The following is a 15,052-nucleotide window of genomic DNA, read 5'->3' on the forward strand; positions in this document are numbered from 1 at the left end:
AAAGTAGAAGTGATCCATTTTCTGTTCGTAACCTGTTTTTTCGCATTACAAAAGCGGAGCCCATCACTCCGCTACTTTTGCATCCCTTGTCTATCCCATTAAAACTCGGAAAAAATGGTTTCAATAATTTGCAGTGTCTTATGAATATCTGCTTCTGAATGCTCGGTTGACAGATAAATTCTTCCACGGTTCGGTGTAAGTCGAATGCCAAGCTCAAGTGAACGAGCAACCAGACGGTTATAGAGTTCACTATCGGCGAACTTCAAATAATCTCTGAAATCATCCACAGGCTGATCAACCCCAAGCAAAAGCATGCATATAGCTCCGTCATGACGGCAATAAAGAGGAACTTGGTAGCGATCGCCCAGTTTTCTAAGCCCGTCCGTTAACTGTTGCCCTAGCGCATCGAATCGCGCGTAGACACCGTCACGCTGCAATTCGTCAATGGTCGCCAAAGCCGCAGCAACAGAGAGTGCATTACCGTTAAAGGTGCCAAAAGTACGAATCCCGCAATCCATAATCGAATGTTTTCCCGTGACAACAGATAATGGCAGTCCGCCTGAGATCGCTTTAGCAAATACAGCAACATCTGGAATAACGCCAAAATATTCTTGTGCGCCGCCCAATGCGAGTCTGAATCCGGTGATCACTTCATCAAAGATGAGTAGAATTTTGTTTTCCGTCGCAAGTGTTCGTAATTCTTCAATATAGCCTTCATTTGGAAAAATCGGACCGGAATCGCACATATAGGGCTCGGTAATGATTGCGGCAATTTCATCACGCTGTTCTTCAATCACATGCTTGATTGCAGACAAATCATTCCATGGCAGGATGATGATTTGATCAGATGCATTGGCTAGCTGGCCCAACACTTCCCGACTTTTCTTCGGCTGCTCTCTTGGTCCCAAATCAGCAATGGAATGGGCATCCGTACTGATCATTTCCTCATCAGACCACCCATGGTATTGTCCTTCAAACTTAATGATTTTTGATTTTCCGGTGAATGCCCTTGCCAATCGGAACGCGAACATATTCGCTTCCGTGCCTGTGTTTTGAAAAACAACACGTTCAGCACAGGGGATAATCTCGGTCAGCTTTTCCGCAAGTCGGATCAGATCGGCAGAAGGTGAGCAAAATTGCGTGCCTTTTACCATCTGCTCGGCCACTGCCTGATTCACCGCATCCGGACTGCAGCCAAGAATTAAAGGACCCATGCCCGCCACAAAGTCAATGTATTCATTGCCGTCAACATCATAAAGATGAGCGCCTTTTCCATGATCAAAACAGATCGGAAAATCTTGAAAATCTGCTTTGTGAAAACTGCTGACAACACCATTTATCAGTAATTCATGATTTGAATTTTACTAGTATCCGCTAAAAAAATCTATATAACTGTTATTATTTTACAAATCCCAGTGCTTCTTCAATGATGTCTAATCCTTGATTCAGCTGTAGTTCAGTTATAGTCAAAGGAGACAAGAAGCGAATGCAATTACCTTTCAGCCCAGCATCAAGAAGCAGCAGTCCGTGTTGATTACAGTACGTGACAAGCTTCTTTACGCGATCTTTATCCGGTTCTTTTGTACCCTTGTCTTTTACAAATTCAATGGCTGCCATAGCGCCAAGTCTGCGAATATCACCGATAAACGAATAAGATTGCGCCCACTCCTCAGCTCGTGCTTCGATAATGGCGCCGATTTTTTCCGCTCGTTCCAGAAGGTTTTCTTCTTCAATAATATCAAGAACAGCTAGAGCAGCGGCGCATGCGATTGGGCTGCCGCAATAGGTCCCGCCGAGTGATCCCTTGAGTTCACACGCATCGAAAAGTTCCGCTTTTCCTACGACACCGCTGAGTGGGAATCCTGCTGCAATGGATTTAGATACCGTCATCAGATCAGGAGCTACATCAAAATTTTCAATGGCAAACATCTTCCCTGTTCGGGCAAAACCAGCTTGAATTTCATCAGCGATAAAAACAATTCCATGCTCTGTACAAAAATCACGGACATACGTAACAAAACGTTTCGATGGAATAATGAACCCGCCTTCACCTTGAACAGGTTCCATGACAATGCAAGCAACCATTTCAGGAGCAACACTGCTCAAAAAGAAGTAGTTAAATTGATCAATGGTATATTCATCATACGCTTCTTCAGACATTCCTTCTGGTTTCCGATATGGATATGGATATGGCGCTTGATAGGTTTCGGGTGCGAACGGACCGAAGCCCAATTTGTAAGGCTTTACCTTGCTCGTCATGCCCATAGTCAGGTTGGTTCGGCCATGAAAAGCGCGATCAAACGTCACGACCGCTTGTCTGCCCGTATAAGCACGAGCAATCTTCACCGCGTTTTCAACAGCTTCCGCACCGGAATTGAGCAAGAGTGCCTTTTTTGCAAAGTCGCCCGGAGCAATCTCGCACAAACGTTGACAGAGTTCAATGTATCCGGGATACATGATGACATTAAAGCCCGGGTGAATAAAATGCTCTAATTCTTCTTTTACGGCACTGATCACTTTTGGGTGACAGTGACCGACATTCTGTACGCCGATTGCTCCGGCGAAATCAATAAACTTGTTGCCTTCAATGTCAGTAACCAAAGCACCTTCTGCCTTTGACGCAATATGGCGGTTTCCATTTCCAACTGCAGACGCAACATAGCGATCGCGTTTATCCTGCCAAATCTTTGTTAGGTTTCCTTCCAATAATTTATTTTCCAATTGACTCACTCCTTTAATAGATATTTTGCTAATTTTTTGGTATTATGTATAGTATCAAAATTCAAATAATTATGGTGTCAGGGGTGCCAATGATCTCATTAAACATCGATTCTGATTCCAAAAAGGAATATATTTATCGGCAAATCTATAAACAACTAAAAAAAGAGATCCTTCTCCACCATTTTTTACCTCATGAGAAGCTTCCTTCTAAACGCGAGTTGGCACAAACCTTACACGTCAGCGTCAATTCAGTTAACGGAGCTTATCAACAGTTGCTTGAAGAAGGATATATTTATGCTGTGGAACGGAGCGGCTTTTTCGTTGAAAAGTTGGATACGCTCCCGCTTTCTGAGAACAAGCCACAATCACTTGATCCCGAGCTTACTGAAGAAAGTGAATCAAAAAAAGGTTGGATTTCTTTCTCGCATATGTCCGTTGATCGATCAATTTTCCCTTTTGACAGTTGGGTTTCCTGTGAACATCGAGCGTTAAAACTAAGCAGACTAGAATTAAATGATGATTCATCTCGATTCCCGCAAGGTATTTATTCAGTAAGAAAAACGATCGCACGTTTTTTATCGGTCGCTCGTGGTGTTAACTGTTTTCCGGAGCAAATTGTTTTAGGCGGCGGTACCCAGTTCCTTTTCTACTTGCTCCGCCACCTTTTTAAAGAAAACAGCCTTTATGCAATGGAAAATCCGGGTTATCGGCGCATGTTCGAATCTCTTAAGATGGAACGTCTGTGCTTAAAAACAATTCCGCTTGATGATAAAGGAATCTCCATTGATCTGCTTAAACAAATGAATCCCAATGTTGTGTATGTGACTCCGTCGCACCAATTCCCTTCAGGGGTTGTGATGCCGATTTCAAGACGCATTCAACTGTTGAATTGGGCAGCCGAAAAAGAAGATCGGTACATCATTGAAGACGATTATGATAGTGAATTTAAGTATGAAACAGATACAATCCCGTCACTCCAAGGCCTTGACAGCAATGAGCGTGTCATTTACTTTGGCACCTTTTCAAAATCCTTATTGCCCGGATTGCGTATCAGCTATATGATTCTCCCGCAAAATTTATTGAAAAAATACAGAGAGAAATGCAATTTCGTCATGTCAACGAGCAATGCTTTAGGACAACTGACCTTGCAGCAATTTATTGATTCAGGTGAATATCGCAAACATATCAGACACATGAGACAGGTGTATATTGAACGACAAAAGAAGCTTATTGAGGAATTAAAAAAACGGTTCGGTTCAACCATTACGATGCATGGGGCAAATGCTGGTCTCCATTTTACGGCTGAATTCGAAGCAACTCGGTCCGTTGAGGAAATTGCGGACCGTGCTCAAGAAGCAAAACTTGAGCTTTATAATCTCAAGCCCTACTGTCTGGAGGATCATTACCTCTATTCAAAGCCGGCATTCATTCTAGGATTTGCCAACTTATCTGTTGAGAAAATCGAAGAAGGTGTGGATCGCCTTTATCACGCTATTTTCGAATAAGGCTTAACTCCACTATAATGATTAGTAACCGGAAAATGAAACCAAGCAAAAGGAAGACATCTCATGCAAAAAAACAGAGTCCGCGACCTAATGAAAAAATACAAACCAATTATTTTAGATGGCGCGATGGCAACTGAAATCGAAAAACAAGGTTTTGTCATCGACAGCGAGCTATGGTCGGCAGCGGTTATTCACGACCATCCTGAAAGCATAAAAAAAGTGCATTTGGATTTTTTTCGAGCAGGAGCCGATGTTGCAACGACGAACACCTATCAGGCAACATTTGCCGGGTTTCAGAAAAGCGGTTATACGGAACACGAAGCGGAGCAATTCATTAAGGAAGCTGTAGACATTGCGATTCAAGCTCGCTCTGAATTCTGGGCCGAACTTAGCGCTGAGCAAAAACAAACGCGTCCCTATCCGCTTATTGCAGGGAGTGTCGGTTCTTATGGCGCCTACCTTGCCGATGGCTCGGAATATACAGGCGACTACACGTTAGATGACGCCGGTTATCAACTGTTTCATCGTTCAAGAATGCGCGTATTGAAAGAGGCTGGAACAGACTTATTCGCGTTTGAGACCATGCCAAATTTTGATGAAACAAAAGCGCTGGCCGAGCTTTTGACACGTGAATTTCCTGAGGATGAGGCCTGGCTTTCGTTCAGCCTTGCTGATCATTCGCATCTGTGTGACGGAACGCCGCTTGACGAAGCCGCAGCGTATTTTAACGTGTTTGACCAAATTGCGGCGATTGGCATAAATTGCGTTGCCTTAGAACGCGTGGAACCGGCAGTCAAAGTAATGCGTGAAGTCACGGACAAGCCAATTGTGGTTTATCCAAACTCAGGCGAGTGCTACAATCCGATCACAAAAAAGTGGACATCTAGTGACAAGCAGCTGAGCTTCAGTACAGAATCTGCAGAATGGGCTAAAGCCGGCGCATCACTCATTGGCGGTTGCTGCCGCACATCTCCAGAAGACATTCGGCAAATCGCTGAATGGGCACGAGATTAAAGTAAGTTGATCTTAGAAAATTTGGCTTTGCCAGAGGCTTGGCAAAGCCAAAGCTGCGTTGCGGCGGTCACGGAGGTCCGGTGAGCCGCAGGATGCGGTGACGTCGATGTTGCATTAGGACATATGCGCACTCAGCAAAAATGCCGTTTTGCATCATCAACCTTGTGCTCGAACAGACACTATTGTTTCATTTAAATAATGAGCAAAATAAGCGGGATTTTTCCGCTTATTTATCCGATTAGGCACTTGCTTAATCACCCAACCGAATCTTTATGGCGCCTATCATCATACCGTTAAGGCGCGACCTATACTTTTTATAAGTGTAAGAAAAGCCGGGCAAAAAGCGCCCGGTCCTTACTTCCGCAGGATACGTTGGCTTTCGCTTTGCTTGCAGGATCTATGCGTACTTAGCGAAAGATCCTTGGCTATTAAAGGTTCCTTGCTCGAAATGCCGTTTTGAATCATCAACTTTGAGCTTGAACAGACATTACCCATCAAAGGAAAAAATAAGCGGAGATTTTCCGCTTATTTCCCTTATGACACCTGTTTCACAGGTAAATAAGGGTACTTTTTCCGCTTATTCACAGAATAAGCCTCCATTTTCACGATTTTCGATTCAATAAGGGGAATTTCTCCCTCTATTTAACGCATTTTTTCATTCATTCCAGGAATAAGGGTAATTTCTCCCCTTATTTCTCGGATTGGGCACTTGCCTGACCGTCCATCCACATCGTGTAACTTATTAAGAAAAGCCGTGCAAAAAGCGCCCGGCTCTTAAGTCATGCCGAATTTTGATTAGCTTCGATTGCTCGCGATCAACTGGTGCGCTCGCGGGCAGTCCGGGAGCCTCCTCAAACAAACCGATACCTGCGGGGTCTCCCCTGGCCTGCGATCAACAGAGACGCTCCGCAGGAGTCTCGCACCTGCGCTTTTGGTTCACAACCTCTTGCTTTGACAAAAATCATATACGTTCTTACCAGGGTGAAAAAACGGCAGGATGCTCCGCGAGGAACCTCCTGCCATTTTTTATTTGTCTATTATTTAATTCTTTGCTCGCATCCCCAGCTTGATCAGTTCGTTAACTGCAAGTGGAATTAAAGCAAACAAGATGACAATGATCCAGTCCTGAAGTGACAGCATCTGAACATGGAAAGCAGCAGCCAGGAACGGAATGGAAATCACGGCGAATTGCAGAACAATTCCAAGCAGGATTGCGCCGATCAAATATTTGTTTGAGAACAGTCCCACTTGGAAAATGGAATTAGACGCGCTCCGCATCGACAGCGAGTAGAACAACTGTGAGACGGCAAGCACAACAAACGCCATTGTTTCGGCATAGGTCAGCACATCTTCCGGAATCGAGCCGGACCATAACTGGTAGCCATGCTCGTTTAGACCGAAGTAGAAAGCGACCAAAGTCAGAATACCGATTAAGGATCCGCCGATAACTGCTCGCATGGCGGCTCCGCCCGCGAAAAAGCTTTCTTTTGGATCACGCGGCTTTTTCTTCATTACATCTCTATCTCCAGGATCGACACCGAGCGCGATCGCCGGGAAGGTATCCGTAATCAAGTTGATCCATAAGATTTGGGTTGGAAGAAGCGGCATCGGCCAGAAAAAGAGTACCGAAGCAAGAATTGCGACGATTTCCCCAAGGTTACAGGAGAGCAAGAAAACAACCGACTTTTTGATGTTGTTATAGATGTTTCGCCCTTCCTTGATCGCCGATACAATTGTTGTAAAATTATCGTCGGTCAAGATCATATCGCTCGCACCCTTGGATACATCCGTACCGGTAATACCCATCGCTACACCAATATCAGCATTCTTTAGTGACGGTGCATCATTAACACCATCGCCCGTCATAGACACAATATTTCCATGCGATTGGAATGCTTTGACGATTTTCACCTTATGCTCCGGCGAAACACGAGAAAACACGCGATAATTTCCGATCTTTTGTTTGAATTCTTCTTCAGGCATCGTATCAATGTCGCTTCCTGAAATCGTTTGTCCGAGTGATGTCGCCATACCAAGCTGCATGGCAATTGCTGCCGCCGTATGCTGGTGATCACCGGTAATCATAACCGGAGTAATCCCAGCCAGCTTCGCTTGACGAATGGCGTCCTTGACTTCCAGACGTGGCGGATCAATCATGCCAACCAATCCAAGCAAGATAAGATCCTTTTCCATATCCTCAGGATCGATGATTTCATCCGTATCCTTGTATGCAGCGCCAAGAACGCGCAAGGCTTGGTCTGACATTTCTTCCGCTGCTCGATGATAATCCGCTTTTAACTGCTCGGTAAGTGGAACTTTTTCTCCGTCAACCAATGCATAGGTCGCGATTTTCAAAATGTTGTCAAAAGCGCCTTTCGTATGCACTCGGTAACGGCTACCTTCTTTGTTTAGTGTCGACATCAGCTTGCGATCCGAATCAAACGGCCGTTCAGCAACACGTTCGTGACCTGCCTCTAGCTCTCGTTTCGGCATATGATATTTTTCACCAAGCACAAGCAAAGCAATCTCCGTTGGATCTCCGGTACTTTCACCATCAACCAAAGTGGCGTCCGTACATAGAACAAAGGTTTGAATCAACTTTTCTTGCGTCAATTGACTTGCTGTAACCGTTCCCTCATTAGGCACATCAAAAAATTTGCGGTGTGTGTACAAATGAAGCACGGTCATTTTGTTTTGCGTCAATGTACCGGTTTTATCCGAACAGATGATATTAACCGAACCCAAGGTTTCAACTGCCGGCAACCGTTTCACGATCGCATTAATTCGCGACATCCTCGTTACACCAAGTGCGAGTACGATTGCGACAATCGCAGGTAGGCCTTCCGGAATCGCAGCAACCGCGAGACTAATCGCTGTCAGGAACATTTCAAAAAGATCACGCTTCTGAATCAATGCAATAACAAAAATAAGCGCACAAATCCCGATTGCGATATAGCCCAATGTTCTTCCTAGCTCCGCTAATCGTTTTTGCAACGGGGTCATATCCGTCTGCGTTTCATCGAGTCCTTTGGCAATTTTGCCTATTTCAGTACTCATACCCGTGCCGACAACGACGCCTTCCGCACGGCCATAAGTCACCAGTGTAGACATGAATGCCATATTGGCTAAATCGCCGAGTGGCGTTTTCGGGTCTGCAAAAACATGCGCCGCATCCTTTTCCGACGGAACGGATTCACCGGTCAATGCTGATTCTTCAATCTGCAGATTAACACTCTCGATCAAGCGAAGGTCAGCAGGAATGTAGCGTCCCGCATCCAACACGACAATATCGCCGGGAACAAGTTCTTTTGAATCAATCTCAACCACGTCACCGTTGCGGCGGACAAGCGCTCGCGGTGTTGTCATTTTCTGCAATGCTTCAATTGCTTTCTCCGCCTTAAACTCTTGAAACACGCCAATAATCGCGTTCAGAATAACAACAAGTAAAATAATGACGGAATCGGTATATTCACCAATGAGCAGTGTAATAACTGCCGCACCAAGCAAAACATAGATCAACATATCTCTCAACTGCGAGAAAAACAGCGCAACCAAGCTTTTTTTCGGTTTACCCTTTAATTTATTTTCTCCATACTTCTCAAGCCTTGACTGAACCTCCGCATTTGATAAGCCTTGCTTCGGGTCAGATGCAAGTTCACTTAATACGTGTTCAGTGTCCATGGAAAACCAATTCAATTCGCTACACCATCCTTATGTCAGCACAAATCACTCACTCATTCATTCACTTATCTTTACCCTTTTTTCTTGTCTCACAACCAAATCGGCTAATTTTTTTGATGGTTTTTTTACATATTATTGGATTATATAGAAAGGATACAGTTATTATGATCGACAAGGTAATAAAATGTAAAAATTTAGTAATACTAAATGGTAGTGTTAAAACACCTTAAAAATGCGTGTTAGGCTGCGATTCCCCGCTTGATCTTGAGCAACGGCAGTTAATTTTTTTCCTGCTTTTTGTTGCTTGATCAGTTTAATACTGAAAAATCCGCGACGATTCGCCAGCGCGCTGCCAAGTACCTTTTTCTTGGAATATACCACAACGCGCGCATCCGGTTCGGTCGTTCCTTGAATTTTCAGCTGCGAATGGTAAAAGCGGTTTACAGTCGGCTTTGCCGGAGGTGTCTGATCTTTTACTGTTATTGTCTTTGATTGGCCCGCGTTTCCGCTGGTATCGGCAGCAAACACCGAAAGTACAGTTCCTGCTTTTTGCTTACCTATATTAAATTGGAAATGACCCGAATCATCTGCCATTCCTTTCGTTAAAAAGCCTGATGTTCCAACTATTGCGAGCGTCGCATCAGCTTCTGTTTGACCTTGAAGAGTTGAGTCATTTTCCCCGAACGCGTTTACCCGCGGCTGTTTCGGCGCTTCCTTGTCCTCATGTTGATCGGAAAGATTCGTGTAGGTTATCCGCGCGCCTTTTTGATTCGGAATGGACGAGATACTTTTTACCACAATTGCTCCCCCGCCCCTGAGGTTCGGCGCATTTGATTTGCCACTGTAAACTTTCTGTTTCAACTGTTGAAATCCCGATATGCCATGAAAACCATAGGGCCCGGCAGTTTGATTCAGATAAAGCGCTTTGCGAAAATTACTCATGAAACGGCCAAATGTCATTTGGGGACTAATGTACTGATGAATGACATCCTGCACCGCTCGATAATCGCTATTTGAATCCGTAATGATCCGCTTAAACAAATCGTCCGGCTGCCCACATTGAATATACAGGTATTGCATAAATAAGTACGAGAACGAATAGTTGGCAAGATTATCACCATAATCATCCCAGTAAAGCAGTGATTTTCCATTCGCGATCGACGAAGATTCATTATAATAATCAATCCGATCATCAAGCGGCTTCCCAGACAGCAGTTGTTCCGCCGCGAGCGACAACCCCTCATCTATCCACGTATCCATCTCATTCTTTTTCTCAACAAGCACATTTTGGTTATAATTGATGAGGTGCTGAAATTCATGTACCAGCGTTGAATAGGCGAGCGACACTTTTTTATGTTTGCTTGAACCAAGCGATGGATACGTATCGATATACACAATTTCACTATGATTTGATTTCTTTCCTTTATACAAATCATTTGGATCAAAATAACCCGAGGCAAAGCCGCCATGTTGTTCTGCCGAGCCGTCCTTTATATCAAAACAAAGCAAATTAATTTTTCCATCGTGATCTACGTCAGATGGTGCACCAAAATAACGATTGTCCAGCGGAAAAATAGTTTGATCAAACGTCTTGCCAAGCGTTGCCGCAGCTTTTTTTGACAGTTGGTCTCCGTTCACCCATACCTTGGTGTGCTGACCTACGTAACTTAATTTTGCTGTGATCTGATAGCGTTTGTCAGTCGACAAATTGGATACCCAAAATTTTTTGCCGGAACCAATTTTGATACTTTTTATCTTTTGTGTTGCGTGCCTCAACGGGCTGTATTTCGCCCGAACTTTCAACCGCTGCACATAATCAAGGCGATATGAGGCTCGTTTTAGTTTTTCACTTTTCGCATAGCTATTATTATTAATACTGAAATTCCCCGCGTTTTCCGTTTTGTATCCATTTGCGGATTCGTTGCTGATTAGTACCGGCCCGTCGGCTGCGAATACCGTGCTAGCCGGAATAAACAGTAAAATTACCGTGAGAATAATGGTTAATTGTTGCATCCAGCGTGTCATCAGGTTACCTCCCCTCAGCAGCAAAAACTCAAAGTCTCGTAATCTTGCATCTTGTTAAAGTGTACGCAATCTCATGCAGGAACTCAACTTTTCGTTCGGGCATTTTAATTTGAACGATCCTTTCGAAAGGTACCTGTTTGCGCTATACTAAAGCTATGTAACCCTTTACATAAAAGGATGTGTGAAAACATGCCACATAAAAAGAAATCATTAAACACAACCATTGGTAGGGCCATTATGTGTATCTCCTGGTTTTTATTAGTTGCTTGGTGTCTCACTTATCTGATTCTGTGGCTGAGTTCAAAAAATCCCGTCTATATTCTAAGCGGACTGATTGGCGCATGCGGCATACTCTTCCAGATTTATCTTCTTAAACGAGCCAAGGCACAAGACGAATCTGTCAAACAGAAGGATTAAATATATGCTCCAAATGCATAAGCGCATCATCTGCCCCTTGATCGAGCAACGAAGCATTTTTCAATCTGAAATAAACGCAACGCACAAAATGCTTCATATTCACTCTTTGAATCAGGTACTTGCGGAATGCCGAGGCATGAACCGATTGATTTGGTTTCTGCAATTTCACCTCGTGAAGCCATTGAATGAGTATGGGTATCGTTATTTTTTTCGAAGTCACCATACTAACAACCGCTGTCGCCATCCGTTCATCCTCCTCCGCATCAAACACGGTCTGTGCATTCCGGAGCATGATCATTAAGCTGTTCCAAATGGTGATGCATTCGAATTCTCCTACAAATCGGTTTTGCGCACATTCATCAAGCGCGTCGCTGATATGCGCCGGTGCATGCGCCCACCCTTTGCCTTCAACAAAACTCCGATAATCGTTCTCTAGTTCGCAATAATGATTCAACTGCCGGAGCAATTCCATATATTCCTGTCTACTGATAAAATGCTCTTGGTTGTCACGATACAAGATCAAAGCGACAATTAATGCCGAGAAGGCTCTCAGAAAAACATGATCCGACATGCCTTCACCGATTTTATAAAAGAGCATCTTCTCGGAAACCGTCTGCTTCAACAGAGTCATGAGTTGCGACCCATCGAGCAGCTTAAACTCAATCAGCCACTTTGAAAGAATGGTGTAGCCGAGATCATCTCTTAGATCACTGTCAGTGGAGTAAAGAGCACGCATCACAAACTCAGCCGCTTCAAAATCAGAGAATCCTTCAGGCACATGAAAATCATTATTTTTAATCGCAATAAGCTTGTCTTTCAATTCAGTATCGGTCATCGTGTCACTCGCGAATCTTTATTTGATTGGTTCATTTAGAATTTTTCATTCTATCATAGGTATAATACGTATAGGAAATTTCAGCCTGAACTCTTTCTTCATATACTTTTTTAAATTCCTGTAGATTTACTTCTGGGAAAAACACATTTCCTTCAACTATTTTGTCAATAATTGTTAAGTAAATTCGATCAGCATAAGGCAAGGCCAGCATGTAAATTTGTCCGCCGCCCGCAATAAAGACCTCATCTTCTTTCTCAGTTAGTTCGAGCGCTTCCTTTAATGATTTTACCGTTTTACAATTGGGGCAAGAAGTCTTTTTTATTTTGGAAATAACAATTGTTCTCCTTTTGGGCAATGGATGACCGATTTCCTCAAACGATTTTCTTCCCATGATGATTGTGTGGTTTATCGTTAATTCTCTAAATCTGGTTTGTTCACCCTTTATTCTCCAAGGAATGACGCCATGATCTCCTATAACGTTATTTTTTGAAACAGCAACAATAATCGAAATCATTAGTTTCCCCTTAGTAGTTAACGATTTATTTTGCAATAATAATAACCTGGTGCGGGTCATTCCTCACTCAAGAATATCTGCATGCCCGGAGCATTGGTTGGACGCGCTTTAAATCCGAATCGCTCATAGAAAGACTGCTTTCCTTTCGCACATGAAAGCTGGATCCATGTCAATCCACTCGTTTTGCAGTAATTCACTAGGCGTTTAACAATTTTCGTTCCAATACCTTGTTTTCGGTAATCCGGTGAAACGATCAGGTCGCAAAGGAATGATTGATGCACACCATCGGAAATGATGCGGCCAAATCCAATAAGCTGCTTGTCCTCACAAACACTCAGCGTATACCAACTATTGCTGATTGCTTGATGAAGCTGTTCTTTACTTAAACCGAGATGATCATTCCAACCGGTTGTTTGAAACAGTTCAAAAAAATTTGTTGATTCTGGTACTTGATCAAGAAAAGTTTTCATGCGAGTCCTCCAAATTTTCCTTACATCATACCACATCACTTAGCTTTATTTGCTAGCTTCTCTAAGAAGATCATGGATTCTTCTTCATTTGGAACATGAAGGACATTCGTATTAATAAACTCTTCCGCTCCCGGACTATGCACCGCACTTATCTCTAAGGCTGCCTTTTCAAAGTCATACGTGGTCCGTTTAAATTCAATTTGATCTGAATCTATGAGCAGCCAGTATGCTCCAGGCTGTTTTGCAAACGGCATCCCGATACTGCCTGCGTTAAAAATACTTACTTCTTCAAGTTCCATTTCAAACTGAATATGCGTATGTCCGCACACAATAACAGACTGGTCCACCTCAGCAAACAGTTCTTTGATTCTTTTTTTAGGTGTTAACGGAGTAAAAATATCGTGGTCGTTTTTAGGCGTCGCATGGCAAAAGAGCACGTTGCCAAATGCGTCCACATGAATACTTGCAACGTCGTCCAAATTCGAAAGAAAATAGAGATCCTGATGGGTTAAATTTTTTGCGACCCATTTTGTCGCTTCCCGCCCCTCTTCTGAAATATGAAGCAATTGTGATCCCTGTGATGCCTCAACAACTTCACGGTCACCGTTTCCTCTGATGAATGTGACGTTTATTTTATCCCGCAAGTTCAAAAGACAGTTTAATGTTTGAACCGGCATCGGCCCGGAAATCAAGTCTCCGCCAATCACAATGCGATCCGGTTTCACGTGCTCAAGTTCATGGAGCACCGCTTTCAGTGCAGGATAATTTCCATGAATATCATAGAGCGCAGCAATTTTCATCATCACGTTCCCCCTCTTACATACTCAATTATAGGAACGAAATTTTCATTTAATTTGTTACATCATGTGATTAATTGATGGGGGTCTAATGAAGCAAAACAATGTAGCTGCTATTTATCTCATAAATCCACCTTCAGAATGGATCGTTTGACCAGTAATCCAATCCGCTTCATCACTCACAAGAAATTTCACTACTTTTGCTGCGTCTGTCGGTTGCCCTATCCGCCCCAATGGAAATTTGGATAATAGTTCATTTTTTATTTCATTTGTCATCCATCCTGTATCGGTAGGACCCGGGTTTATCGCATTTACTGTTATCCCAAGAGACGCAAGTTCGGCAGACAATGTGATCGTCATCGCATCAACTGCCCCCTTTGTTGTCGCATAGGCTAATTCACCCGGCATTGGCCCCTGAAATTGACCTGAAGTGAGGTTGACAATCCTTCCACCTCTTTTTTTCTTAAAAACTCGGGCAAATTGAACGCTTAATAACGTCGTCGCTCGAACATTAATCAGATAATGTTTATCCAGTTCCGACAGAGTTAAATTAGAAAAGTCGGTATTTGTTGAGTAAGCCGCATTGTTGATCAAGATATCTGGGTACCCTACTTTTTCAATCACACGATTAAAAAGTGTTTCGGGCGCTTCAAGATTGGCTAAGTCAAGCTCCATGCAATCAACCGTTACTCCTTCTTGCACTAATTCATTTTTTAATTGCTCGGGTTCATTGGATTCAGCGCCCCAAGGCATTTCTTTATCGTAAGCCGTCCAATAAGTGAAAAACAGATCGCAACCTGATTTCGCGAGTTCTCTACAAATAGCAGCACCTATTCCTTTTTTCCTGCTTGCTCCTGTAACGATAGCTGTTTTCCCAGCTAAATCAGCCATATACACCCCACCTCGCTTCAGTTCTTGCTTCTTCATTTGTTGTTTTGTTAACAAGATTTATGCTATGTCACTTGCCAGAGGGCAAAATTTATTCGACCTTGGCCAACACAAATTTTTTTAAACTCTTGATTCATTTGTAATTATCTGATCAATAGCGACGTACTTTGCATGAGTCCTTTTTT

The 15,052-nt window shown here is 43.3% G+C and carries 12 protein-coding genes; 3 read left to right on the plus strand and 9 right to left on the minus strand.

All coding sequences use genetic code 11. The features are described 5' to 3' along the window. Positions 1 to 98 precede the first annotated feature (98 nt). A complete protein-coding gene (locus ABWW58_RS14250; protein ID WP_353870009.1) occupies positions 99 to 1,343 on the minus strand; it encodes an aspartate aminotransferase family protein in 1,245 nt (414 codons plus the stop codon). Between the two features lie 55 nt (positions 1,344 to 1,398). Beyond that, entirely contained in the window at positions 1,399 to 2,721 is a 1,323-nt protein-coding gene (gabT, locus tag ABWW58_RS14255; protein WP_353869747.1) for a 4-aminobutyrate--2-oxoglutarate transaminase, read from the minus strand. 89 nt (positions 2,722 to 2,810) lie between these two features. Here gabT and gabR point away from each other — a divergent pair, with 89 nt between their 5' ends. Beyond that, entirely contained in the window at positions 2,811 to 4,226 is a 1,416-nt protein-coding gene (gene gabR / locus ABWW58_RS14260) for a MocR-like transcriptional regulator GabR (protein WP_353869748.1), read from the plus strand. Between the two features lie 63 nt (positions 4,227 to 4,289). Then, positions 4,290 to 5,240: a homocysteine S-methyltransferase gene (gene mmuM, locus ABWW58_RS14265; protein ID WP_353869749.1), complete on the plus strand. Its 951-nt coding sequence runs from the start codon at positions 4,290 to 4,292 to the stop codon at positions 5,238 to 5,240. Between the two features lie 1,041 nt (positions 5,241 to 6,281). Here mmuM and ABWW58_RS14270 read toward each other — a convergent pair. Beyond that, positions 6,282 to 8,921 carry a calcium-translocating P-type ATPase, PMCA-type gene (locus tag ABWW58_RS14270; RefSeq protein ID WP_353870010.1) on the minus strand — a complete coding sequence of 880 codons (2,640 nt, stop codon included), beginning with the start codon at positions 8,919 to 8,921 and terminating at the stop codon, positions 6,282 to 6,284. Positions 8,922 to 9,137: 216 nt separating this feature from the next. Next, on the minus strand, positions 9,138 to 10,946 hold the full coding sequence (locus tag ABWW58_RS14275; protein WP_353869750.1) for an Ig-like domain-containing protein: 1,809 nt from the start codon (positions 10,944 to 10,946) through the stop codon (positions 9,138 to 9,140). Between the two features lie 189 nt (positions 10,947 to 11,135). On the opposite strand from ABWW58_RS14275, the gene ABWW58_RS14280 reads away from it, so the two are divergent. Further along, positions 11,136 to 11,363, plus strand: a complete 228-nt coding sequence (locus tag ABWW58_RS14280) for a hypothetical protein (RefSeq protein WP_353869751.1) — start codon at positions 11,136 to 11,138, stop codon at positions 11,361 to 11,363. Here ABWW58_RS14280 and ABWW58_RS14285 read toward each other — a convergent pair. From ABWW58_RS14285 to ABWW58_RS14305, 5 genes are all read right to left on the minus strand, one after another. Next, positions 11,347 to 12,198 carry a DUF2785 domain-containing protein gene (locus ABWW58_RS14285; RefSeq protein WP_353869752.1) on the minus strand — a complete coding sequence of 284 codons (852 nt, stop codon included), beginning with the start codon at positions 12,196 to 12,198 and terminating at the stop codon, positions 11,347 to 11,349. The two genes, ABWW58_RS14280 and ABWW58_RS14285, sit on opposite strands and share 17 nt — an antisense overlap. A gap of 31 nt (positions 12,199 to 12,229) precedes the next feature. After that, positions 12,230 to 12,712, minus strand: coding sequence for a dihydrofolate reductase (locus tag ABWW58_RS14290; protein WP_353869753.1), 483 nt, complete (start codon positions 12,710 to 12,712; stop codon positions 12,230 to 12,232). A gap of 56 nt (positions 12,713 to 12,768) precedes the next feature. Then, positions 12,769 to 13,182 (minus strand): GNAT family N-acetyltransferase, encoded by a 414-nt coding sequence (locus ABWW58_RS14295; protein ID WP_353869754.1) that lies wholly within the window; start codon positions 13,180 to 13,182, stop codon positions 12,769 to 12,771. A gap of 35 nt (positions 13,183 to 13,217) precedes the next feature. Then, entirely contained in the window at positions 13,218 to 13,985 is a 768-nt protein-coding gene (locus ABWW58_RS14300) for a metallophosphoesterase family protein (RefSeq protein ID WP_353869755.1), read from the minus strand. Between the two features lie 111 nt (positions 13,986 to 14,096). Continuing rightward, positions 14,097 to 14,870: an SDR family oxidoreductase gene (locus ABWW58_RS14305; protein WP_353869756.1), complete on the minus strand. Its 774-nt coding sequence runs from the start codon at positions 14,868 to 14,870 to the stop codon at positions 14,097 to 14,099. Positions 14,871 to 15,052: the final 182 nt, after the last annotated feature.

The sequence above is a fragment of the Sporolactobacillus caesalpiniae genome, assembly GCF_040513385.1.
Taxonomy (GTDB): Bacteria; Bacillota; Bacilli; order Bacillales; family Sporolactobacillaceae; genus Sporolactobacillus.